We start from the raw sequence: 21,579 nt of genomic DNA, 5'->3' as shown, positions 1-21,579 counted from the left end.
GCAGGCACGCGGCAAACATCGCCGTTCGCCATGCTGTGCGCGCCGTGTTGCGGCGGGGGACCGCAAGCATTAGCTGTGGGCCATGGGCGCGGGCTGCGATCACGATCATGTTCACGGCGGTTTGCACGGCGGGGCGCTGGAGCGCGCGCTGGGCGCCTCCGAGCGCCGCATCGCCGACGCCGGCGAGCGGATGACCGCGCCACGCCGGCGCGTGCTGACGCTGCTGCTGGAGGCGGGAGAGCCGGTCAAGGCCTACGACCTGATCGCCCGCTTCGGCGGCGCAGAGGGCCAGGCGGCCAAGCCGCCCACCGTTTATCGCGCTCTGGATTTCCTGGAGCGACTGGGGCTGGCGCACCGCATCGCCTCCATCAGCGCCTATGTGGCGTGCAGCGGCGACGACCAGAGCGCGCACGCGGCCGCCTTTCTGATCTGCGACTGCTGCGGCGCGACGCGCGAGGTGGCGATCGGCGAGGACGACCGCCTGCATCAGGCCGCGCAGGAGGCGGGCTATGCGGTGCAGCGCACCACCATCGAGGCGCACGGACGCTGCGCCGCCTGTCGAGAGGCCGCCTGATCCATGGACCCGTCCGGGCTCGACGCGCCGCGCCGTCTGAGCATCGCCATCGACAACCGGTGGGGCGGCGGCGAAATGGCGGTGCTGGACTTCGGCCCGCCCGAGCGTCCGGTCGATGTGATCTTCGCTCACGCCAACGGATTCAACGCCGCGACCTATCGCAGCGTGCTGGCGCCGCTGTCGGCCTCCTTGCGCATCTGGGCGCCGGACCTGCGCGGGCACGGGCGCACGACGCTGCCGATCCGTACGCACCGGCGCTGGGACTGGCGCGACCATCGCGACGACCTGATCGCCCTGCTGGACGCCGTGGGTGGTCCGCCGGTGGTGTTGAGCGGTCATTCGATGGGCGGGACCTCGGCCTTGCTGGCGGCGGCCGAGCGGCCGGAGCGGACCGCCAGCCTGGTGCTATTCGATCCGGTGATCTGGAGCCGGGCGACCAGCCTGTTGTTCCGCCTGCCGGTGATGCGGGCGGGCCTGTACAACAATCCGCTGGCGAAGACGGCGCGACGCCGACGCAGCGCCTTTGACAGCCGCGAGCAGGCGCTGGCCGCCTACCGGGGTCGCGGCGCCTTCCGCGGATGGCCGGATGCGGCCCTGACCGACTATCTGTCCGACGGCCTGCTCGAGAGCGAAGGCGGTTATGCGCTCAGCGCCACGCCGGAGTGGGAGGCCTCGAACTACGCCGCGCAGAGCCACGATCCCTGGCGGGCGCTGCGGCGCTACGACGGGCGGACACGCATCCTGAAGGCGGAGATCGCCTCCACGTGCCATCTGGCGACCAGAGCATCGGCGGACGGACGGCGGCGGGTGGAGGTCGTGCCCGGCGCCCGGCACCTGTTTCCCATGACGGAGCCGCAGGTGGTGCGAAGCGCGCTGCTGGACGCCGCCGTCTGACGGATTTTGGCGGGACACGCCTTGCGGCGCCTGATAGGGCGTCGATGAGCATAACCGTTCTCGAGCCGCCGCCCTCTTGTCCTTCTTCCACGCCGGTCCCGCGCCCCGAGGCTTTGGCCCCCGCATCGGGGCGCTGCGCGACGGCCTGCCGATCACGGCGGGGATGAAGGTCGGACTGTTCGGGGGCTCGTTCAATCCGGCCCACGACGGCCATGCCCATGTTGCCGAGACGGCGTTGAGGCGGCTGGGCCTGGACCGGGTGATCTGGCTGGTGTCGCCGCAGAACCCGCTAAAGGACGCGCGGCACAGCGCGCCGCTGTCCGACCGCATGGCCTCGGCGCGGATGCAGGCGCAAGGGCCGGCCATGATCGTTTCCGACTTTGAAACGCGCGCGGGGACGCAGTGGACGGTGGACACCCTGCGGGCGCTGAAGAGTCGGCATCCGGGCGTGCATTTCGTCTGGCTGATGGGATCGGACAATCTGGCCAGCTTTCATCGCTGGCGCGGCTGGACCGACATCATGCGGATGGCGCCTGTGGCGGTGGTGGCGCGACCCGGATCGCAGCTGGACAGCCGCAGCGCCCCGGCGGCCCGGCGCTTTTCCGCCTTTCGCGTGCCGGACGCGCAGGCCGGCCTGTTGCCGACGCTTCAGGCGCCGGCGTGGACCTATCTGGCGGCGCCGCTGAACGCGCGCTCTTCGACGGCGATCCGGGCCGGGCGCACGGCGGATCGCGTGGTCGGGTGACGTTTCGCGCCGGACGTGCTATATGTCCGGATTAGTCAAACGCTCCTGGAGCCCTACGCTGACCCCCTCTCCCGCGCACGATGCGCAAGACGCCGCCGTTTCGAACCTGGCGAACGAGATGGATCCCATCGAACCCCTCCATACCGAGGACGGAGCCGAGACCGACTCTGACTTCGCAGGTGTGGATTTCGGCGACGACGAGGACTTCGACGACGAAGCCTCGGCCGGACCGACCGGCGAAGAGACGCCGCGCCCGATCGGCTCGACCCCGCTGGAAGAAGCGCTGCTGGCCAAGCTGGACTTCGACAAGGCGCAGGACATCGTCCTGATCGACCTGAAGGGCAAGAGCCCGATGGCCGACGCCATGATCGTGGCCTCGGGCCGGTCGCACCGCCACGTCGGCGCCATCGCCGACCACCTGCTGCGCGAGCTCAAGGACCAGGGCCTGGGCAAGGCCAAGGTCGAGGGCCTGCCGCACTGCGACTGGGTGCTGATCGACGCCGGCGACGTGATCGTGCACCTGTTCCGGCCGGAAGTGCGCACCTTCTACAACATCGAAAAGATCTGGGCCGTCGACAGCGCCCACCGCCGGCCCGCGAGCGTCTGATCCTTCGGTGAGGCTGGCCGTCGTCGCCATCGGCAAGCCCGGACGCGGGCCGGAGGCGACGCTGGCCGACGACTATGCCCGGCGCGCGACCCTGGCGGGACGGGCGCTGGGTCTGGGCCCGCTCGAACTGATCGACCTTGAGCCGCGAAGGAGCGGCAAGGCGCCGGAAGCGGAGTTGATCCTGCAGGCGGCGGAGGGCGCGCATCTGATCGCCTGCGACGAGCGGGGCCGGACCTACGCCTCGCGCGCCTTCGCCGACCACATCGCCGCGCTGAGAGATCGGGGCGAGAGGCGCGTGGTGTTCGCCATCGGCGGTGCGGACGGGCTGGACGACAGCGTACGCGCGGCGGCCGCTTCAACCCTGGCCTTTGGACCGCAGACCTGGCCGCACGCCCTGGCCCGCGCCATGCTGGCTGAACAGCTGTACCGCGCCGTGACCATCCTGTCCGGCTCGCCCTATCACCGCGACTGACGGCGATGCGGACGGGCGGTCTTCTTCGTGTCGCGGGCGTCGCCGTTCTGGCGCTGGCGGCCGCGACGCCCGCCGCCAGCCGTCGCGCGCCGCCGTCGGAGCTGTCGCGCCTGCAGGCCGAATATCGCGACGAGGCGGTGCGGGCGCAAAGACTGCGGGCCGACGCCGACGCGGCTCGCAATGAGTTGCGGGATCTTGAGGAGCGCCTGGCCGAGCTCAGGCGCGAAGCCTCGGCCGAAGACGTGCAGCTGGAGGCGCAGCGGGCGCGCCTGAAGGAGCTGAGCGACCGCGAAGGGCGGCTGGTGGGCGAGCTGTCGCGCGAGCGCGGACGCCAGGGCCGGCTGCTCAGCGCGCTGCAGATGATGAGTCGCAGGCCGCCGCCGCCGCTGCTGGTCCCGGCTGACAAGGCGGTGGATACGGTGCGCGCCGCCATTCTGATCAAGGCGGTTGCGCCTGAGTTGCAGAGCCGCGCCAAGGCGCTGTCGGACCAGCAGGCGGAGATCGGCCGCATTCGTCGGCTGGCGGTGCTGTCCAGTGAACGGCTGCTGACCACCGAAAGCGCGCAAGGCGATCGTCGCGCCGAAGTTGAAAGCCTGACGGCCAGAAAGACCGCCTTGGTCGCGGTGCTGCGAGCGGAAGCGCTGACGGCCGAACGCTCGGCCCGGGTGATTGAGGACCGGATCCGGGCGCTGGGTGGACAGGTCAGCACGCCGCCGGCGACCGAGACGCAGACCGCCAGCCGACCGGCGGGACGCGCACGCCTCAGCCCGCCGCTGTCGGCCGAGCCGGCGGAGCGCTACGGCGGCGGCTCCAGCGGCTGGCGCTGGCGGGCGGATCGCGCCGTCGTCGGGGCGCCGGCGGCCTCGCGGGTCGCCTATGCCGGACCGCTGGGCGGCTGGGGGCAGGTGGTGATCCTGGATCTCGGCCCCGGCTGGCGAGCGGTGGTGGCGGGGCTGGAGACGCTGGATGTCCAGGCCGACCAGCGCGTCGCCGATGGCCAGTCGCTGGGCCGCAGCGGCCGCGACGGCGAGGTCTATTTCGAGCTGCGGCGCGACGAACGACCGATCGACCCCCGACCGTGGCTGCAATAGCCGCTTTGCAAGTGCGGTCGCGGCGGCTTACATCGGAAACAATGCCGATTGGCCTCGATTTCGTCGCGGTCTCAAGGCCTTCCTTCACCGCAGGGCGTCGATGACCGAGCCCACCGAAAGAGACCGAATGCGTAAACTGCTTGTTGTCGGCTGCGCCGTCCTGGCGCTCGGCGGATCGGCCGCGGCTGTGGCCAGCCAGACCCCGCGCAACGAGACCTTCCGCCTGCTTGAGCTGTTCGGCGACGTGCTGGGCATCGTCGAGCAGGCCTATGTGGTGCCGGTCGACAACAAGAAGCTGATCGAGGCGGCGCTTCAGGGCATGATGACGGCGCTGGACCCGCACTCCAACTATCTGCCGCCGGAAAACTTCGACGAGCTGCGCGAGCGCACCGAGGGGCAATATTCGGGCGTTGGCCTGACCATCACCTCCGAAGGCGGCCTGGTGAAGGTGATCTCGCCGATGGACAACAGCCCGGCGTCCCGCGCCGGTGTCCAGGCCGGCGATGTGATCAGCGCCATCGAGGGCCAGAGCGCCTCGGGCCTGACCGTCAGCCAGGTGTCGGAGAAACTGCGCGGCGCGGTGGGCACCTCCATCCGCGTGACCTTTTTGCGTGACGGCGAGGAGCCGCGCGAGGTGACCCTGACACGCGAGGTGATCAAGGTGCAGTCGGTCACCGGCGAGGTGAAGGGCGACTTCGGCTATCTGCGCGTCTCGACCTTCAACGAGAACACCGGGCGCGAGCTGACGGAAGCGATCAACAAGATCAAGGCCGAGAAGCCCGGCGTGAAGGGCTATGTGCTGGACCTGCGCAACAACGGCGGGGGCCTGCTGAACGCCGCCATCGACGTGTCGGACGCCTTCCTCGAGCGCGGCGAGATCGTCAGCCAGCGCGGACGCAAGGCCGAGGACATCGAACGCTATGCGGCCAAGCCGGGCGACCTGATCGGCGGCCTGCCGCTGGTGGTGCTGATCAACTACGGCTCGGCCTCGGCGTCCGAGATCGTGGCGGGCGCGCTGAAGGACCACGAGCGGGCGTCGGTGGTCGGCCTGACCAGCTTCGGCAAGGGCTCGGTGCAGACGGTGATCCCGCTGCGCGGGGGGCGCGACGGCGCGGTGTCGATCACGACGGCGCGCTACTACACCCCGTCCGGCGCCTCGATCCAGAAGATCGGCATCGAGCCGGACCTGGAGGTCGCCCGTTCCGAAGCCGAGGCGCGCATCGTCTCGCGCTCCAGCTTCATCTATTCGGAAGCCGCCTACGCCACGGCGCTGGACTCCTCGATCGGGGCCGAGCGCAAGGGACCGCACACCCCGCGCGAGGCGCCGGGCGAAGACTATGACAAGGACACGGACTATCAGCTGGAGCGGGCGCTGGACGTGCTGCGCGCCGGCGGCGACGTGTCCAGGGTGTCGGCGCCGCCCGAGACTGTGGTGGTGACCGAAAAGAGCAAGGATGCGACGGACGAGGCTGCTCCCGCGACCGAGCCAGCCGATCCGGTCGAGCCGCCGGCGCGCACGCCCGAGATCACGCCCGGCAACGAGCCTCGGCCCGAGCCCCAGCGATAGCGATAACGTGGTGAACGGGCGTTAGGGTTTCTTAACCCGCCCCGCGCGAGAGTGGCGGTCGAAGGATTCCGTTCGGTCCCAAAGCTCGCATCATGTTCGCCAAACGCCAGTCCGCCCTCGCCGCCGCCGCCGGCAGCCCGCCGCCCGATCGCGCCCTGAAGCCGGTCGAGGTGCTAAAGGCGGCCGTGCGCAAGCCGCCGGTGATCGCGGGGCTGGCGGGCCTGCTGCTGCTGTCCACCGGCGCGCTGTTTCTGACGGTGCTGGGCGATCCGCGCGCGGGAACGCCGTCGGCGCGCATCGCCCTGAAGCGCGAGGCCGCGGCCGAGACCCCGGCTCCCTCGGGCTTCGACGCCTTTTCCATGGGCGCCATGGGACTGTACCAGGACCTGACCGGGACCGGCGATCCGCTGAGCGGCGCGGCCGGCGGCGAGGCGCTGATCACCCTGCCGGACGGAGCCACGGTGGCGGGCGGCGGCTCCAGCTATTCGGCGCCGATGCAGGTCGCGTCTCCGCTCGCCAAGGCGCCGCTTGCCGGTCTTTCGGGACCGGGACCGAACGGGCCGCTGCCGGTGATCGCGCCGGACGGGCGGGTGCCCGCGCAGGCCTATGCCCGGCCGTTCCGTTCCAACGGCAAGCCGCGCGTGGCCCTGATCGTCGGCGGCCTCGGGCTGAACGCCGTGACCACCAAGGCGGCCATCGAGCGACTGCCGGCCGATGTGACGCTCAGCTTCGTGCCCTATGCCGAGAACCTTCAGGGCTGGATCGACCAGGCGCGAGCCCAGGGCCACGAGGTCATGCTCGAGATGCCGATGGAGCCGACCGGCTATCCCAACAACGACCCCGGTCCCTACACCCTGCTGGCCGACGGCGGGGCCGACGACATCGGCGCCAAGATGAACTGGCTCCTGGGCCGCGCCACCGGCTATTTCGGCGTCACCAACTATCTGGGCGACCGGTTCTCGGCGTCGGATGCGGGCATGAACGCCTTTCTGACCACGCTGCGCCAGCGCGGCGTCGCCTTCCTCGACGACGGCTCGTTCCAGCGGCGGCCCGGCGCCTGGGCGCGCGCCAGCGCCGACAAGGTGATCGACCAGACCCAGTCGCCCGCCGCCATCATCGCCGCCCTGAACAGCCTAGAGGCCCAGGCCAAGATTCGGGGCTCGGCGCTCGGGACCGGCTTCTCCTATCCGGTGACGGTGGAGGCAGCCGCGCGCTGGACCGCCGGTCTGGAGCAGCGCGGGCTGCAGCTGGCGCCCGCATCCGCCATGACGCAGCGGCCGGGGCGGTGACCGATCTCGATCTCTATCGGGCGAACGTTGGGGTCGTCCTGTTCAACCGGGAGGGCCAAGTCTGGTACGGACAGCGCCACGCCACGCCGCCGCCCTGGAACTGGCAGTTTCCGCAAGGCGGCGTGGACGAGGGCGAAGACCTGGAGGCGGCGGCGCGGCGCGAACTGCGCGAGGAGACCGGCGTCGTGTCCGCTGAACTCTTGGCGGCGACCGACGATTGGATCCTGTACGACTTTCCGCCCGAGGCCATGAACAACGCCAAGGCCTGGCGCGGCTTCACCGGCCAGAAGCAACGCTGGTTCGCCTTTCGCCTGATCGGCCCAGACAGCGAAATTGATCTGAAGAGCCATATCGACGAAGGCGGCGAGGTCGAGTTCGACGCCTGGCGCTGGGGGCGGCTGGACGAAGCCTGCGACCTGATCGTGCCGTTCAAGCGTGACGCCTACGCCCAGGTGGTCCGCGCCTTCGCCCATCTGGGGGCATAGAAAAAGGGGCGACGCCGAAGCGCCGCCCCCCTAGTCAGTTCAGCAGGCGAAAAGCGATTACGCCGCCTTGGCTTCGCCCTCGATCAGGGCCGGGCCCGTGCCGATCTCGATGCGGCGGGGCTTCAGCGCCTCGGGCAGTTCGCGCTTCAGGGCAATGGACAAGAGGCCGTTCGACAGATTGGCGTCGGTGACGATCACATAGTCGGCCAGCTGGAAGCGGCGCTCGAAGTCGCGCTCGGCGAGGCCGCGATGCAGATAGGTCTTCTGCGCCGCGCCGTCGTCGTTGGCCGTCTTGCGGCCGGAGACGGTGAGCAGGTTCTCCTTCACCTCGATGTTCAGCTCGTCGGGCGTAAAGCCGGCGACGGCGATCTCGATGCGATAGGCGTTCTCGCCCGTGGTCTCGATATTGTAGGGCGGATAGCCGCCTTCCTGGCTCGTGCGCGCGGCGCTTTCGAGCAGGTTGGCCAGGCGGTCGAAGCCGACGGCCGAACGGTACAGCGGCGAGAAGTCGTAGGTACGCATGGAAGCATCCTCCTGAGGATCAGCAAGGTCACAAGGTGTCAGTCGAGCGGCCCGAAACCGGCGCCGCCTGGCTGGAAGGCCCGACATCGGCGCCTTCGCAAAGGAATGTGGGAGGCGCTTTCGGCCGTTCAAGAGGGGGCAGATGCGCGTGAAATGGTCGCTGGCGAGGCTTCGACGCTGGCGCGCCGTCGCATCCGCAGGCAGGAAGGCCAGGACCCTTGCCGGAGCTGTTCCATGCGCCTGATCGTGCCCGCCGCCGCCCTTCTTCTGATCGGAGCGGCCGACGCCGCCGCCCAGACGACGCCTCAGACACGCTCGGCGCTCGCCATGACGCCGCCGGTGTTCCAGGAGGATGAGGCGCTGAAGGCGGCGGTGGCGTCGACCAGCCGTCCGGAAACGGACCGCGCCCGCGACGCCGCGCGTCATCCCTATGAGAGCCTGACCTTCTGGGGCCTGCAGCCGCGCATGACCGTGGTCGAGATCGAGCCGGGCCGCGGCGGCTGGTGGAGCGCGATCCTGCAGCCCTACCTGCAGGCGACCGGCGGACGCTACGTCGCCGTGAACCGCCCCTCGGAGGGGATGCAGGTCGAAGACGGATCGGCGGACATGGTGCTGGTCGCCCGCGCCTTTCACAACTGGGCTCGCGACGGGCGCACCGAGCCCTATATGCAGGCCTTCTTTCGGGCGCTGAAGCCGGGCGGGATCCTGGCGATTGAGCAGCATCGCAGCGCCGAGGGGCTGAACGCCGCCGACGTGGCGCCGACCGGCTATGTGCCCGAAAGCTACGTCATTCGTGCGGCTCAGAACGCCGGCTTCGTGCTGGACGCGCGCAACGAGCTGAACGCCAACCCAAAGGACGACCACGACCATCCGTTCGGCGTCTGGACCCTGCCGCCGATCCGTCAGTCGCAGGGGCGCGGCGATCAGGCCGCCCGCGTGCTGACGCCCGAAGAGCGCGCCGCATTCGACGCCATCGGCGAAAGCGACCGCATGACGCTGCGGCTGCGCAAGCCCGAGTAGGCTCGCACAAACGTCACCGATCCCGTTTTGACCGGTGGGGCGAAGCTGTCTAAGCGAAGGGTCAGGGATGGCGGCCTGCGGGGCGCCGCACGTCCGGCAAGGGTACCGTATGGCTGATGATCCGCATGGCTTTCCGTTCGCGTCGCGTCGCGGCCTGCTGCTGGCGGGCGCGGGGCTGGGGCTGACGGCTTGCCTGGGCGGATGCGGCCGCAGGGACGAGGCGACCCCGACGACGCCCGCGCCCGACGCGGCGCCCGCGGGGCCGCCCGAAGGCTCGCTGGAATGGGCTGTGGCCGGCGCCTGGCGCAACAAGGACAAGGACCGGGACGCCGCGCGCCACCCGATGGAGACGCTGCGCTTTTTCGGTCTTCAGCCCGCGATGACGGTTGTGGAGTTCTGGCCGGGCGGCGGCTGGTACACCGAGATCATCGCGCCCTATCTGGCCAAGGGCGGCGGCCGCTACTTCGCCGCGACCTTTGCGCGGGGACCGGCGGCCGATCCGGCGCAGGCGGCGCTGAATGCGGCCTTTCAGGCGCGCTTCACCTCGGACCGGGACCTCTACGGCGAGATCCAGTTCACCCAGTTCGGTGCGGGCACGGGCGCGGTCGCGCCGCCTGGAACCGCCGACCTGTGCCTGTTCATCCGCACCCTGCACGCCTGGATGGCCGCGGGAATTGCCGAAAAGGCGTTCGCCGACGCCTTTGTGGCCCTGCGACCCGGCGGCGTGTTGGGCATCGTCCAGCACCGGCTGGAGCCGGAGGAGGATCAGGACCCGGTCGCGGCCAACGGCTATGTGCAGGAGGCGTTCGTGCGCCAGCTGGCGGAGGAAGCGGGCTTCCAGTTCGTGGCCGGCTCCGAGATCAACGCCAACGAGGCCGACACCAAGGACCACCCCTTCGGCGTCGACACCCTGCCGCCCGTGCGGCTGACCGCGCCGGCCGGCCAGCCTGCCGATCCCGAGTTCGACCGCACGCCGTACGACGCGATCGGCGAGTCCGACCGCATGACCTTGAAGTTCAGGAAGCCCGAGTGAACCGCGCCCAAGCCTATGCCGCCGAAGCTCCGCTGATGGGCACGCCGGACGCCGCGTCTCCGCCGGGCGGACAGGGCGAGTGGTATCGCGGCGCAGGGGGCTTGCGCCTGCGCGCCGCCTTGTGGACGCCTCCCGCGCTCGCGGGCGCCGAACCGCGCGGCACGGTGGTGCTGAGCCCCGGCCGCACCGAGCCGATCGAGAAATATTTCGAGGTGATCGGCAACTTCCTGGCGCGCGGATGGTGCGTCTTGGCGCACGACTGGCGCGGGCAGGGGCTGTCTGCGCGGCTGCTGCCCGACCGGCTGAAGGGCCATGCGCGTGCGGTCGAGGAGTTCCTGGACGATTACGCGCGCCTGCTGAACGCCTTCGAGGCGCGCTGTCCCAAGCCCTGGATCATGGTCGGCCACTCCATGGGCGCGGCGCTGAACCTGCTGAGCCTGGAGGCGGGAGAGAACCGGTTCGCGGGCGCGCTGCTGTCCAGCCCCATGCTGCGGATCAAGACCGGCAAGCATTCCATGTGGTCGGTCAAGCTGGCGGTGCGCTGGAACATCCGCCACGGCAAGGCGGGCGACTATGTGCTGGACGAACCGGACGATCCGTTTGGCCACACCTTTGAAAAGGACGCCCTGACCTCGGACGAGGGGCGCTACGACCTGTGGCGCCAGCAACTGTATGCGTGCCCGCATCTGGCGATCGGCGGCACGACCTGGGGCTGGCTCGCGTTCGCGCTGGACGCCGGCGAGCGGGCGCTGAAGCTGAAGGCGCTGAAATCGGTGCGGATTCCGGTGACGGTGGTGCAGGCGGCTGACGACGACCGGATCTGGAAGCAGACCAGCCGCTGGGCGACCAAGCGCCTGCCGCACGGCCGCTATGTCGAGATCGGCGGCGCCCAGCACGAGGTGCTGATGGAGCGCGACGATCTTCGCGCCGAGGCTTTCCGGGAGTTCGAGGCGCTGGCCGAACAGGTCGCATCGACGGGACCGGAACAGGTGTAACACCGCTGCGCGCAGGGAGAAGAACGCAAGCGGCTCTCTTCCCCCGCTTCACGGGGGAGATGGCGCGAGGCGGAAGCCTCGTGACGGAGGGGTCGCCCCGGTGCCGCCTTAAACGCTGTTGAAGGATGACCTTCATGCGCCCATCCGCCGTCCTGCTGACCCTGTCGCTTCTCGCCGCGGCCACGCCCGCCCTGGCCGATGTCCGCTACCTCGCCTTTGACGCCAATGACCGGCTGACCCAGTCGCTGACGCGCGGCGTGACGCTGGAGGTCGAGCGCGGGCTGTTCGGCTCGATCCGCGTCAACCGCCTGTTCTCCACCACCTCGCGAGGGTCGGCGACATTCGAGCGCGGCGGCCCGGCCGAGGCGCTGTCGGTGCTGCCGTCCGGCGCATCCGGCGACCTGTATGAGGTGCAGCAGGTCGGAGACGGCAGGGGCCTGGCCCGCGCCCTGTGCCCCGCCGCCGATCAGGTCTGGCTGGCCATAGGCCGCGTTCGCGCCGCGCGGCCGCTGTCCATGCAGGCGGTCGGCCGCTGGCCCGACGGCAAGTACCGCCACTGCGCGGCCCTGGCTTACGAATGGCGCGGCGAGTGGGCGACGCGGCCGCCGTCAGGCCCTGCCGGCCAGTAACGCCTGCGGGGCGAAGCGGCTTCTGGACGCCGGCGTCGCGGGCTATGCTCCGACCATGACCGCCGCCCTGCATCCGTCGCCGCGACGTCCCGCCCCCCTATTCGCTGCCGGACCAGCCGTCGCGCTGGCCATCGGCGGCGTGGCGGCGGTGCTGAGCGGCGCCCTGCTGGTCGAGCCCATGCTGAACCGCCTGGCCGAACAGGGCGCGCTGGTCCATGCCTACGACGCCGCCCGCGCGGTGGCGGATCGCGCCGTCTTGGAAACGCGCGCCATCGACGTCACGCCCGCTGAGGCGGGTCCGCGTCCGGTCAACGATCTGTCGCCCGACGGCGTCTGGACCGCTTCCGACGAGCGGACCCGCGCCCTGTCCGACGCCCTGACGATCAAGGGCGCAGACCTGCGCCTCGCCCGCCAGGCCCCGTTCGCCACCACGCCCTATCGTCTGCTGGAGGCGCGAGAGCCGCTCGCGGGCGCCGACACCTACGCCCGCGCCCTGCGGGTGCCGGCCAATGTGCAGGTAGAGGTTCGCGATCTGGCGCGGCCGCAAGCCGGCGCGGCCCTGTGCGACGGCCGTCCAGTGGCTCGCCTCGCCATGGTGCAGACCGCGCGCGAGCTGATCCTGCTCCCCTTGACGACGGACGGCGCCGCGCCTTGCGCCCGCCTGCTCTGGCGCCGCTGACATCCATGCGCGTCTGGCGTTTTCCCCTGATCCTGATCCTCGCCGCGATGATCGGCGCAGGCGCGGCCCTGTGGACCTGGACCCGAGCGGGCGATCCAGTTGGGCCGGGAGCCGGCGAACAGACGGTGGTCGTCCACCTGCTCGACAACGGCTTTCATACCGATCTGGCGCTGCCCCGCGCCCTTCTGACCCGGCGAGGCGGTCCGCTGGCGCAGGCCGTCGAGCCGCTCGCGCCGGGAGACTGGATCTTCATCGGCTGGGGCGACGCCCGCTTCTATGTGGACCAGAGCCCGATCTCCAGTCGCCTGCCCGACGGCGCCCGCGCCTTCTTCCGCCCGAACAATCCGTCGGTGCTGATGCTGGATCCGGAGACGCGCGATCCCGCCGAGATGTACCCGACCGAGGGCCGCGCCGCCCTTCGCCTGTCGCCCGCCGCCTTTGCCCGAATGGCGGATCGCATCGAGGCGTCGCTGGACCTGTCCTCGGGCGCACCGCGCATCGCCGCACAAAGGCCCGGTGACGACGCCCGCTTCTTCAGGAGCCGCGAAACCTTTTCGATCCTGCACCTGTGCAATCACTGGACCGGTCAGGTGCTGTACGCCGCGGGCCTTGCGGTGCGTCCGGTCCGCAGCCTGACCTCCGGCGAGGTGATGCGGACCGTTCGGCGCGCCGCTCCGCTGGACAGCGGCGGCCCCGCCGCCTAGACCCCGCCCCTTCGCTTTTCCAGCCGGGTCCGAGCCCCGGCGAGCGGCACGAAAGGACGGCTCTCATGGCCAGGAAACAACATACCCGCAACGCCTCCGGCCCCGTCGGCCCCAGCCAGCGCCAGCTGCGCGCGGGCGAGCTGATCCGCCACGCCCTGGTCGACATCCTGCGCGAGGAGGAGATCCACGACGAGGCCTTGGCCGGCGTCTCCATCACCGTCACCGAGGTGCGTCTTTCGCCCGATCTGAAGCACGCCACCTGCTTTGTCGAACCCCTCGGCGCCGGCGTCGAGGCCGCCCCGACCACCGGCCACGAGAGCGAGATCATCAAGGCGCTGAACGCCCACGCCAAATTCCTCCGTGGTCGGCTCGGGCCCAAGCTGGACATGAAGTTCACGCCCGACCTCAAATTCCGCCACGACGAAAGCTTCGACGCCGCCAGCCGCATCGACCGTCTGTTCGCCGACCCCCGCGTCCGCGCCGACCTCGAGGCCGACGACGAGGTCGAGCAATGACCCCTCTGATCCTCCCCCTCTGGGAGAGGGGGATTTAGGATGGCGCGCAGGAAGAAGGGCGACGTGGTCGACGGCTGGGTCTGCCTGGACAAGCCCTACGAGATGGGATCGACCGAAGCCGTCACCCGCATCCGCCGCCTGTTCAACGCCCAGAAGGCGGGGCACGCCGGCACCTTGGACCCGCTCGCCAGCGGCATCCTGCCCATCGCGCTCGGCGAGGCGACAAAAACCGTGCCCATGATGATGGAAGCGCAAAAGGTCTATCGCTTCACCATCGCCTGGGGCGTCTCCACCGACAGCGTGGACCGCGAGGGCGAGATCATCGCCCGCTCCGAAGTGCGGCCGACGCTGGATCAGGTGAAGGCCGCCCTGCCCGCCTTTGTTGGCGAGATCGAGCAGGTCCCGCCGCGCTTCTCGGCCATCAAGGTCGACGGGCAGCGCGCCTATGATCTGGCCCGAGACGGCGCCGAGTTCGAGCTGGCCAGCCGCCGGGTGGTGATCCATTCCGCCGAGGTGACAGCCGCGCCGGATGCTGCCAAGGAACAGGATTGGGTCGAGCTGACCATCCGCACCGGCAAGGGCGTCTATGTCCGCTCCCTGGCCCGCGATCTCGCCGCCGCCCTGGGCACCGAGGGCCACGTTTCGGCGCTGCGGCGCGAGCGTGTCGGGCCGTTCAGCACGGAAAACGCCGTCACTCTGGCTTTTCTCGAGGATCTGGTGCATAGGGGCGCCGCCTCGGAAGGCTTGCTTCCCGTCGCGACCGCCCTGGACGACATCCCGGAGCTGGCCGTGACGACCGAAGACGCCTTCTCGCTTCGGCAGGGACGACCGATCGTTCTGCTCCCCCGCCAGGTGGAAACCCTGAAGAGCCGTCTTTCCGAAGGCTCCCGCACGGTGTCCGCCTTTCAGGACCAGACCCTCGTCGCGCTTTGTCAGTTGCGGGCCGGCCGGCTTGAACCCGACCGCGTTTTCAATCTCTCCTGACGCTCAAGTCCGGAGACTCCAACCCGGCCTCAAGTCGCGCGAAGCGCTATGGGCTACCAAGGGAGAACAAGATGTCGGTTACTGCTGAACGCAAGCAAGAGATCATTGCCGATAACGCCCGTGGCGCCGGCGACACCGGCTCGGCCGAGGTGCAGGTCGCGATCCTGTCGGAACGCATCGCCAACCTGACCGAGCACTTCAAGACCCACAAGAAGGACAACCACTCGCGTCGCGGCCTGCTCAAGATGGTGTCGCAGCGTCGTCGCCTTCTTGACCACCTGAACAAGGTCGACAGCGAGCGTTACCAGACGCTGATCACCAAGCTGGGCCTGCGCCGCTAAGGCGGGGCGTCCAGAGCGGAAACGCATCGGCGAGGCGCGGGCGGTCACGTCCGCGCCTCGTTCCGTAACTAGATACGACCCGCGCGCCGCGGCACTGAACGGCGCAAAGACGCGAGGGCTGAAATGGCTCTCACCACCCCCGGCATGTCGCCGGGTTCACCGGGACCGAGGGACTGAACGCCTGACGCTCCGCACACCCCCGACGGGAATACGCCCGCGGGAGACGAAAGACGAAACATGTTCGACATCAAACGCAAGACGATCGAGTGGGCCGGACGCCCGCTGACGCTGGAAACGGGCCGCATCGCCCGCCAGGCCGACGGCGCCGTTCTGGCGACCTACGGCGAGACCGTGGTCCTGGCCACCGTCGTCTACGGCCGCGCGCCCAAGCCCGGCCTGGACTTCTTCCCCCTGACCGTCAACTACCAGGAAAAGACCTTCGCCGCCGGCAAGATCCCGGGCGGCTACTTCAAGCGCGAGGGCCGTCCCTCCGAAAAGGAGACCCTGGTCTCGCGCCTGATCGACCGTCCGATCCGCCCGCTGTTCGTCAAGGGCTTCAAGAACGAGACCCAGGTCGTCGTCACCGTGCTGCAGCACGACATGGAAAACGACCCTGACGTTCTGGGCATGGTCGCGGCCTCCGCCGCCCTGACCGTCTCGGGCGTGCCCTTCATGGGCCCGATCGGCGCCGCGCGCGTCGGCCTGATCGACGGCGAGCTGGTGCTGAACCCCGCCGTTGACCTGATCCCGACCTCGGACCTCGACCTGGTGGTCGCCGGCACCCAGGACGCCCTGATGATGGTTGAATCCGAAGCCAAGGAGCTTTCGGAAGAGAAGATGCTCGAAGCCCTGATGTTCGCGCACGCGGGCATGCAGCCGGTGATCGACGCCATCATCGACCTGGCCGAACACGCCGCCAAGGAGCCGTTCGACTTCCAGGGCGAAGACCACTCCGACGTGGTCGCCTCGATCAAGTCGCTGGTCGGCGAGGACATCAAGGCCGCCTACACCCACCCCGGCAAGTACGACCGTCGCTCGGGCGTCGACGCGGCCAAGAAGACCGCCGCCGCCAAGCTGGTGAAGACCGACGAAAACCCCGACGGCGTCGATTCGTCCAAGTTCTCGGCCGCCTTCAAGGAATGCGAGGCCGAGGTCCTGCGTCGCGACATCATCGAGAACAGCCACCGCGTCGATGGCCGCGCCCTGGACAAGGTCCGCGCCATCGTTTCGGAAGTCGGCGTCCTGCCGCGCACCCACGGCTCGGCCCTGTTCACGCGTGGGGAAACCCAGGCCCTGGTCGTCGCCACCCTCGGCACCGGCGAGGACGAGCAGTACATCGACAGCCTGCAGGGCACCTACAAGGAAAGCTTCCTGCTGCACTACAACTTCCCCCCCTATTCGGTGGGTGAAGCAGGCCGCATGGGCTCGCCCGGCCGCCGCGAGATCGGTCACGGCAAGCTGGCCTGGCGCGCGATCCGTCCGATGCTGCCGACCAAGGAAGACTTCCCCTACACCATCCGCCTGGTCTCGGAGATCACCGAGTCCAACGGCTCGTCCTCGATGGCCACGGTGTGCGGGTCGTCGCTGGCCCTGATGGACGCCGGCGTGCCGCTGGTCCGTCCGGTTTCGGGCATCGCCATGGGCCTGATCCTTGAGCCCTCGGGCGAGTTCGCCATCCTGTCGGACATCCTGGGTGACGAAGACCACCTGGGCGACATGGACTTCAAGGTCGCGGGCACCTCCGAAGGCATCACCAGCCTTCAGATGGACATCAAGGTCGCCGGCATCACCAAGGAGATCATGCAGCAGGCCCTGACCCAGGCCTCGGCCGGTCGCCTCCACATCCTGGACGAGATGTCCAAGGCCATGGACGCGCCGCGCGCCGAACTGGGCGAGCACGCGCCCAAGATCGAGACGATCAAGATCGCGGTCGACAAGATCCGCGAAGTGATCGGCTCGGGCGGCAAGGTGATCCGCGAGATCGTCGAAAAGACCGGCGCCAAGATCGACATCGGCGACGACGGCACCATCAAGGTCGCCGCCAACGACCAGGAAAAGATCGACGCCGCCAAGGCCTGGATCCAGTCCATCGCCTCCGAACCGGAGATGGGCACGATCTACACCGGCAAGGTGGTCAAGGTCGTCGACTTCGGCGCCTTTGTGAACTTCTTCGGCGCCAAGGACGGCCTGGTTCACGTGTCCCAGATCAGCCTGGAGCGCGTCGCCAACCCGGCCGACGTCCTGAGCGAAGGCCAGGAGGTCAAGGTCAAGTTCCTGGGCTTCGACGATCGCGGCAAGACCAAGCTGTCGATGAAGGTCGTGGATCAGGAAACCGGCGAGGACATCACCGACAAGATCAACGCCGAGCGCGCCGAGCGCGGCGAGGCCCCGCTGTCGGAAGACACCGGCGGTCGTCCCAAGCGCGAGGGCGGCGGCGATCGGGGCGGTGACCGCGGCCGTCGCCGTCGCGACTGATCGCATCGCTGACCCGCTAAGATGAAGAGGCCCCGCCGGAGCGATCCGGCGGGGCCTTTTTCGGTGTTGAACCTCGCTTAACCAAAGCGGCGCACGCTCCCATCACAAACGCCCTTGAGGGAGGGACGGCCATGTCGACCAAGGTGACGGGCGGCTCGCGCCGCCATAGCGATCATTTCGAGCCGCAGGACGCCGATCCGCACGAGCAGCGCCGCCTGCGCGGCCAGCTCGAGGCCATCGACTACGCCGCCTATGTCGCCAACCGCGAGGTGATCGGCCAGACCCTGCCCTCGCTCGATCCCGCGTCCCTGCAGAAGCTCGCGGTCCTGACCGCCGGCGCCCGCGCCCGCTGGGCCGCCGAGGCGCTGCGCCTGGCCCACTCCGGCTCCCCCGTCACCCCCGACCAGGCCGCCCGCCTGACCAGCGCCCGCACCGCCTTCGACGAACTCACCGAAGCCTACGAAGCCATCCGCCGCATGGTGGAGCGAGGCTATGTGACGCTGAAAAGCTGATTTTGGGGAAAGACCGCCTGGTGGAGCCGAGGGGAGTCGAACCCCTGACCTCGTCATTGCGAACGACGCGCTCTACCAACTGAGCTACGGCCCCGGTTCCAGCGGGCTGGTCGGGCCTCCAGGCAGGGGCGGGACATAGAAGGCCGGGGGTCCGCGTGTCAACCGGGGGATGCGGCGAAAGCGCCCTCGCCGCCGCCCACGCTCGCAAATCATTGTCGCCGGGCGCACGGCCGCGCTAGAACGCCGGCTCACGCACGATATTTGGAGAGCGTTCATGGGCGAAGCCATTGTCTGGCTGGTCAACGCCGTCATCACCCTGCTGGTCTGGGCCATCATCGGCTCGGCCATCCTGAGCTGGCTGTTCGCCTTTGACGTCATCAACCACCGCAACCGGTTCGTGAACCAGCTGGCGACCTTTTTGGACACGGTGACCCGGCCGATCCTGGAGCCGTTCCGCCGCATCATTCCGCCGCTGGGCGGCATCGACATCTCGCCGATCGTGGTGCTGCTGCTGCTGCAGTTCGTCCGCATCCTGTTCAACAACATGGCCGCCCCGTCGCTGATCATGCTGCTGGGCTGAGACGCGCGTTGACGCCGGGACACGCCTGCGCGGGAATCTGGCGGCGCATCGGCGTTGCGGCCTTGCGCCCCGGCCATCGCCTGCCCAAGGTGGCCGGCCCTTCCTGCAGCAGGTCCCTCCGGGTTCGCCTTCTATGAGCACGATCAAGACAGTGGCCGTCATCGGCGCCGGGCAGATGGGCTCCGGCATCGCCCAGGCGGTGGCGCTGGGCGGCTATGCGGTGCGGCTGTTCGATGTGGCGCCCGACCGGCTGCCGCAGGCGCAGGGGCTGATCGCCGCCAGCCTGTCGCGCCAGACGGGCCGCGGCCTGGTGAGTCAGGCGGACGCCGACGCCGCCCTGTCGCGCGTTTCGCCCGCCGCCTCGGTCGCCGAGGCCGTGTCCGGCGCCGATCTGGTCATCGAGGCCACGGTCGAGGACGAGGCGGTCAAGAAGGCTGTGCTCGCCGAGGTGGCGCCGCACCTGTCGGCCGGCGCCCTGATCGCCTCCAACACCTCGTCGATCTCCATCACCCGGCTGGCCTCGTCGACGGACCGGCCGGACCGCTTCGTCGGCCTGCACTTCATGAAGCCGGCGCCCGCCATGCGCCTGGTGGAGATCATTCGCGGCATCGCCACTTCGGCCGAGACCCACGCCGCCGCCGTCGCCTTTGCCGAGTCGCTCGGCAAGACCACCACCGACGCCGAGGATTTCCCCGCCTTCATCGTCAACCGCATTCTGGTGCCAATGATGAACGAGGCGATCTTCGCCCTGTACGAGGGCGTCGGCAACGTCGCCTCCATCGACAAGGCGCTGAAGCTGGGCGCCAATCATCCGATGGGCCCGCTGGAACTGGCGGACTTCATGGGGCTGGACGTGGTCCTGGCCATCATGAACGTGCTCTATGACGGCCTGGCCGACAGCAAATATCGGCCCTGTCCGCTCCTGGTGAAATACGTCGAGGCCGGCTGGCTGGGTCGCAAGAGCGGACGCGGCTTCTACGACTATTCCGGCGAGACGCCGGCGCCGACCCGGTGATGCGGGTGGTGCTGCCGGGCCAGGTCGCCGTCGCGCCGCGCCGCCAGACCTCGGCGCGCGTCGCCGCGGCGGTGGCCGGCGCCGCCTGGCCGCCGCTGATCCTCACTCTGCCGTTCTGGCCGCCCAGCACCTGGACGCCCGGGCCGGAGATGGACTGGCGGCTGATGATCCTGCTGGTCGGGCTGATCGCCACGCCGCTGTGCCTGTGGCGGCTGGCGCGCGAGCGCGAGCGTCACGGTCGGCCGGCGACGCGGCTGGGCGTGGTGTGGCGCTTTGTCTTCTACGGCGGGCTGCTCGCGGCCGGGCTGCAGGCGCTGGTCGCCCTGGCCATGGCTGTCGCCGGCTGGCTGGAGGCGGGCGATCCCGCCCAGGCGCTGGGCTTCACCGAGACGACCCTGCTGATCTTCGGCGTCGGCTTTCTGCCGGTCGCGGTGATGGTGGGGATCAGCTACGCCCTGTGGGCCGGCCTGTGCGCGGCCTTTATCGCCTATGAGCCTCAGGCCGAGGCGCCGGATCGCATGAACAGGGTGGTGCGCCGCACCATCTGATCGCCGGCCCGTCCGGCGCCTTGTTGGGGGACAAGGACGATGACGATGGATGCTTCAGTCACGGCCGCGCCGCGAGCGCGCATCGCCACTCTGGACCTGATCCGGGGGCTCGCGGTGCTGGGCATTCTGGCGGTCAACGCCGACGGCTTCGCCGCGACCTTCGGCGCCTATGGCTCGGCCGACCTGTGGCCCTTCCCGAACGAAGGCGCGACGGCGATTTCCAAATGGATCATCGACGCCTTCTTCCACCAGAAGTTCATCAGCCTGTTCTCCATGCTGTTCGGCGCCTCCATCTTTCTGGTGGGCGGAGAACGCGACGAGCGCGGAGCCGAGGAGCGGGGACGGCGGTTGCGTCGCCGGTTGTTCTGGCTGTTCGTCTTCGCCCTGTTCCATGGCCTGGCGCTGTGGTGGGGCGACGTGCTGCTGCTCTACGCCTGGGCCGGGCTGTTCGTGATGCTGGCGCGATCGTGGCCGGTGCGGCGGCTGGCCGTGGTCGGCGCCCTGCTGTTCGGCCTGTTCGCCGGCCTGCAGATTCTGGGCCCGCTGGCGCTGCAGTTCGCCCCGGCCGAGACCCAGGCCGAGGTCATGGCCTCCATGCACCCGACGCCGGAGCGGATCGCCGCCGTCCAGGCCGAGACGGCCGATGCGCGCGGCTCGCTCGCCGGCGCCTACCGCCAGAACCTGAAGGGCTGGACCTCGCTTCAGGGGCCCAGCGTCATGTTCTTTGTCTTTCCGACCGTGGGCCTGATGATGATCGGCCTGGCGCTGTTAAAGTCGGGCTTTCTCGGCGGCGCACGCTCGGCCCGCGTCTATGTCGCCACAGCCGCCGCCGGCGCTCTGGCGCTCGCGGTGGTGGCCTGGCTGAGCTGGCGCCAGACGATGGAGGGCGCAGACATCCTGGTGGCCGGCGGGATCGAGTTCCTGCTCAACCCGCTGATCGGCGTGGGCTACGCCGCGTGCCTGATCCTGCTGTGGAAGGCGGGGCGCGCCGGCGCCCTGTCGCCGCTGGCCGCCGCCGGACGCATGGCCTTCACCAACTATCTGACCCAGTCCCTGATCATGACGACCCTGTTCTATGGCGGTCGCGGTCTTGGGCTGATGGGCCAGGTCGATCGGCCGGCTCTGTGGGCGATCGTCGCCGCCGTCTGGGTGCTGCAGCTGGCGTGGTCGGTGCTGTGGCTCCGGCGGTTCCAGATGGGGCCGCTGGAGTGGCTGTGGCGCTCGCTGACGGTCGGACAGCGTCTGCCGATCCGCCGCGCCGGCTGATCCGCCTTTTCCCCGCCGGCTTCACCGGCTAACGACA

At 69.6% G+C, this 21,579-nt stretch carries 25 protein-coding genes and 1 tRNA gene; 24 read left to right on the top strand and 2 right to left on the bottom strand.

What is annotated here, in order from left to right; translation table 11 throughout:
- Window positions 1-82: 82 nt before the first annotated feature.
- From KY493_RS14085 to KY493_RS14045, 9 genes are all read left to right on the top strand, one after another.
- Window positions 83-574 (top strand): transcriptional repressor, encoded by a 492-nt coding sequence (locus tag KY493_RS14085; RefSeq protein WP_219896933.1) that lies wholly within the window; start codon window positions 83-85, stop codon window positions 572-574.
- Window positions 575-577: 3 nt separating this feature from the next.
- Window positions 578-1,468, top strand: coding sequence for an alpha/beta hydrolase (locus KY493_RS14080; protein WP_219896932.1), 891 nt, complete (start codon window positions 578-580; stop codon window positions 1,466-1,468).
- A 163-nt stretch (window positions 1,469-1,631) separates the two neighbouring features.
- Window positions 1,632-2,213, top strand: coding sequence for a nicotinate-nucleotide adenylyltransferase (locus tag KY493_RS14075; RefSeq protein WP_219898607.1), 582 nt, complete (start codon window positions 1,632-1,634; stop codon window positions 2,211-2,213).
- A gap of 118 nt (window positions 2,214-2,331) precedes the next feature.
- Window positions 2,332-2,820, top strand: coding sequence for a ribosome silencing factor (rsfS, locus tag KY493_RS14070; protein WP_219898606.1), 489 nt, complete (start codon window positions 2,332-2,334; stop codon window positions 2,818-2,820).
- 7 nt (window positions 2,821-2,827) lie between these two features.
- Window positions 2,828-3,292 carry a 23S rRNA (pseudouridine(1915)-N(3))-methyltransferase RlmH gene (gene rlmH, locus KY493_RS14065; protein ID WP_219896931.1) on the top strand — a complete coding sequence of 155 codons (465 nt, stop codon included), beginning with the start codon at window positions 2,828-2,830 and terminating at the stop codon, window positions 3,290-3,292.
- A 5-nt stretch (window positions 3,293-3,297) separates the two neighbouring features.
- Window positions 3,298-4,383 (top strand): murein hydrolase activator EnvC, encoded by a 1,086-nt coding sequence (locus tag KY493_RS14060; protein WP_219896930.1) that lies wholly within the window; start codon window positions 3,298-3,300, stop codon window positions 4,381-4,383.
- Window positions 4,384-4,510: 127 nt separating this feature from the next.
- The gene (locus tag KY493_RS14055; RefSeq protein ID WP_219896929.1) at window positions 4,511-5,950 is read left to right on the top strand and encodes a S41 family peptidase; all 1,440 of its coding nucleotides are present in this window, start codon (window positions 4,511-4,513) and stop codon (window positions 5,948-5,950) included.
- A 92-nt stretch (window positions 5,951-6,042) separates the two neighbouring features.
- Window positions 6,043-7,239 carry a divergent polysaccharide deacetylase family protein gene (locus tag KY493_RS14050; protein ID WP_219896928.1) on the top strand — a complete coding sequence of 399 codons (1,197 nt, stop codon included), beginning with the start codon at window positions 6,043-6,045 and terminating at the stop codon, window positions 7,237-7,239.
- A complete protein-coding gene (locus KY493_RS14045) occupies window positions 7,236-7,724 on the top strand; it encodes an RNA pyrophosphohydrolase (RefSeq protein ID WP_219896927.1) in 489 nt (162 codons plus the stop codon). Before KY493_RS14050 ends, KY493_RS14045 begins: the two co-directional genes overlap by 4 nt.
- 57 nt (window positions 7,725-7,781) lie before the next feature.
- On the opposite strand, the gene KY493_RS14040 is transcribed toward KY493_RS14045, so the two are convergent.
- Window positions 7,782-8,246 (bottom strand): Hsp20 family protein, encoded by a 465-nt coding sequence (locus KY493_RS14040; protein WP_219896926.1) that lies wholly within the window; start codon window positions 8,244-8,246, stop codon window positions 7,782-7,784.
- 234 nt (window positions 8,247-8,480) lie between these two features.
- Between KY493_RS14040 and KY493_RS14035 the strand changes: the two genes are divergently transcribed.
- The 11 genes from KY493_RS14035 (at window position 8,481) to KY493_RS13985 (ending at window position 18,133) form a co-directional block, all read left to right on the top strand.
- A complete protein-coding gene (locus tag KY493_RS14035; protein ID WP_219896925.1) occupies window positions 8,481-9,266 on the top strand; it encodes a class I SAM-dependent methyltransferase in 786 nt (261 codons plus the stop codon).
- Window positions 9,267-9,375: 109 nt separating this feature from the next.
- Window positions 9,376-10,299: a class I SAM-dependent methyltransferase gene (locus KY493_RS14030; RefSeq protein WP_219896924.1), complete on the top strand. Its 924-nt coding sequence runs from the start codon at window positions 9,376-9,378 to the stop codon at window positions 10,297-10,299.
- Entirely contained in the window at window positions 10,296-11,294 is a 999-nt protein-coding gene (locus tag KY493_RS14025; RefSeq protein WP_219896923.1) for an alpha/beta fold hydrolase, read from the top strand. The genes KY493_RS14030 and KY493_RS14025 overlap by 4 nt, the downstream gene beginning before the upstream one ends.
- Before the next feature lie 134 nt (window positions 11,295-11,428).
- Window positions 11,429-11,923: a hypothetical protein gene (locus KY493_RS14020; RefSeq protein WP_219896922.1), complete on the top strand. Its 495-nt coding sequence runs from the start codon at window positions 11,429-11,431 to the stop codon at window positions 11,921-11,923.
- Window positions 11,924-11,978: 55 nt separating this feature from the next.
- Entirely contained in the window at window positions 11,979-12,602 is a 624-nt protein-coding gene (locus KY493_RS14015; RefSeq protein WP_219896921.1) for a hypothetical protein, read from the top strand.
- Window positions 12,575-13,306: a DUF2459 domain-containing protein gene (locus tag KY493_RS14010; protein ID WP_255567914.1), complete on the top strand. Its 732-nt coding sequence runs from the start codon at window positions 12,575-12,577 to the stop codon at window positions 13,304-13,306. The genes KY493_RS14015 and KY493_RS14010 overlap by 28 nt, the downstream gene beginning before the upstream one ends.
- Before the next feature lie 65 nt (window positions 13,307-13,371).
- Window positions 13,372-13,821 carry a 30S ribosome-binding factor RbfA gene (rbfA, locus tag KY493_RS14005; RefSeq protein WP_219896920.1) on the top strand — a complete coding sequence of 150 codons (450 nt, stop codon included), beginning with the start codon at window positions 13,372-13,374 and terminating at the stop codon, window positions 13,819-13,821.
- Between the two features lie 39 nt (window positions 13,822-13,860).
- A complete protein-coding gene (truB, locus tag KY493_RS14000; protein ID WP_219896919.1) occupies window positions 13,861-14,805 on the top strand; it encodes a tRNA pseudouridine(55) synthase TruB in 945 nt (314 codons plus the stop codon).
- Between the two features lie 71 nt (window positions 14,806-14,876).
- Window positions 14,877-15,146, top strand: coding sequence for a 30S ribosomal protein S15 (gene rpsO, locus KY493_RS13995; protein WP_219896918.1), 270 nt, complete (start codon window positions 14,877-14,879; stop codon window positions 15,144-15,146).
- A 237-nt stretch (window positions 15,147-15,383) separates the two neighbouring features.
- Complete coding sequence (gene pnp, locus KY493_RS13990; protein WP_219896917.1) at window positions 15,384-17,621, top strand: polyribonucleotide nucleotidyltransferase; 2,238 nt, start codon at window positions 15,384-15,386, stop codon at window positions 17,619-17,621.
- A 131-nt stretch (window positions 17,622-17,752) separates the two neighbouring features.
- Window positions 17,753-18,133 carry a hypothetical protein gene (locus KY493_RS13985; protein WP_219896916.1) on the top strand — a complete coding sequence of 127 codons (381 nt, stop codon included), beginning with the start codon at window positions 17,753-17,755 and terminating at the stop codon, window positions 18,131-18,133.
- A gap of 18 nt (window positions 18,134-18,151) precedes the next feature.
- Here KY493_RS13985 and KY493_RS13980 read toward each other — a convergent pair.
- Window positions 18,152-18,227: transfer RNA gene (locus KY493_RS13980), tRNA-Ala, on the bottom strand.
- A 180-nt stretch (window positions 18,228-18,407) separates the two neighbouring features.
- Between KY493_RS13980 and KY493_RS13975 the strand changes: the two genes are divergently transcribed.
- The 4 genes from KY493_RS13975 (at window position 18,408) to KY493_RS13960 (ending at window position 21,542) form a co-directional block, all read left to right on the top strand.
- Window positions 18,408-18,713, top strand: a complete 306-nt coding sequence (locus tag KY493_RS13975; protein WP_219896915.1) for a YggT family protein — start codon at window positions 18,408-18,410, stop codon at window positions 18,711-18,713.
- 133 nt (window positions 18,714-18,846) lie between these two features.
- Window positions 18,847-19,728 (top strand): 3-hydroxybutyryl-CoA dehydrogenase, encoded by an 882-nt coding sequence (locus KY493_RS13970; RefSeq protein ID WP_219896914.1) that lies wholly within the window; start codon window positions 18,847-18,849, stop codon window positions 19,726-19,728.
- Entirely contained in the window at window positions 19,728-20,276 is a 549-nt protein-coding gene (locus KY493_RS13965; RefSeq protein ID WP_219898603.1) for a phthalate transporter, read from the top strand. The genes KY493_RS13970 and KY493_RS13965 overlap by 1 nt, the downstream gene beginning before the upstream one ends.
- Window positions 20,277-20,321: 45 nt before the next feature.
- Window positions 20,322-21,542 (top strand): DUF418 domain-containing protein, encoded by a 1,221-nt coding sequence (locus KY493_RS13960; protein ID WP_255567913.1) that lies wholly within the window; start codon window positions 20,322-20,324, stop codon window positions 21,540-21,542.
- Window positions 21,543-21,579: the final 37 nt, after the last annotated feature.

This window comes from Brevundimonas sp. PAMC22021 (genome assembly GCF_019443405.1).
In the GTDB taxonomy this organism is placed as follows: domain Bacteria; phylum Pseudomonadota; class Alphaproteobacteria; order Caulobacterales; family Caulobacteraceae; genus Brevundimonas.
This window is presented reverse-complemented; position numbering and strand designations above follow the sequence as displayed.